This window comes from Amycolatopsis sp. SID8362, assembly GCF_010550475.1.
Classification (GTDB): domain Bacteria; phylum Actinomycetota; class Actinomycetes; order Mycobacteriales; family Pseudonocardiaceae; genus Amycolatopsis; species Amycolatopsis eburnea.
The window spans coordinates 1-1,072 of the sequence record NZ_JAAGNB010000215.1; the positions used below are offsets into that span (position 1 = coordinate 1).

General features: G+C 73.6%; 1 protein-coding gene. It reads left to right on the forward strand.

What is annotated here, in order from left to right:
* Positions 1–126: 126 nt before the first annotated feature.
* Entirely contained in the window at positions 127–1,071 is a 945-nt protein-coding gene (locus tag G3I65_RS07525) for a 5'-3' exonuclease (RefSeq protein WP_160695440.1), read from the forward strand.
* Position 1,072 lies beyond the last annotated feature (1 nt).

Below are 1,072 nucleotides of genomic sequence, written 5' to 3' on the forward strand. Positions count from 1 at the left end.
TCATTCAGGACCTCCGAAGACCTGAATGACTCATTCAAGGCGTCGGAGGCGCCGCCGGGACCCCGACGCGGCTGCCGGGGTGCGTCGCGCACCCCGGGTGACCGCCGGGCGTGGCAGGCTGTGCGGGTGACCGGATCCCTTGCCCTGCTCGACTCCGCGAGCCTGTACTTCCGTTCGTTCTTCGCCCTGCCCGACTCGATGCGCGCCGCGGACGGGACGCAGGTCAACGCCGTGCGCGGGTTCGCCGACACGATCGCGCGGATCCTCACCGACCGGCGGCCCGCCCGGCTCGTGTGCTGCCTGGACGCGGACTGGCGGCCGAAGTTCCGCACCGACCTGCTCCCCAGCTACAAGGCCCACCGGGTCGCGGAGGAGACCGGCAGCGGCCCGGACGTCGAAGAAGTGCCCGACACGCTCACCCCGCAGGTGCCGATCATCCTCGACCTGCTCGAGGCGTTCGGGTTCGCGACCGCGGAGGCGGCCGGCTACGAGGCCGACGACGTCATCGGCGCGCTGGCGACCCGCGAGAAGACCGTCCCGGTCGAGGTGATCACCGGAGACCGCGACCTGTTCCAGCTGGTGCGCGCCGAGCCGTCGCCGGCGTCGGTGATCTACGTCGGGAAGGGGTGGGCGAAGGCCGAAGTGCTGGGCCCGGCCGAAATCGCCGAGCGCTACAGCCTGCCCCGCGAGACGGCCGGGCCGGCGTACGCGGACATGTCCGTGATGCGCGGCGACCCCTCCGACGGGCTCCCCGGCGTCGCCGGGATCGGCGAGAAGACCGCGGCGAAGCTGATCACGCAGTTCGGCTCGCTCGACGCGCTGCTCGAGGCCGCCGCGGCCGGGGATTCCCGCGTCCCGCTCAAGACCCGGCTGCGGCTCTCCGACGCCGCCGGCTACCTCGCGGTCGCCCCCACCGTGGTGCGGGTCGCCGTCGACGCACCGGTCGAGCAGTCCGGCCCCGACACCGTGCCCGCGGCGCCCGCCGACCCCGCGCGGGTCGCCGAGCTCGCCGAACGGTGGAACCTGGGCAACTCCGTCGAACGGCTCCTCAAGGCCCTCCCCGGCGCCTAGA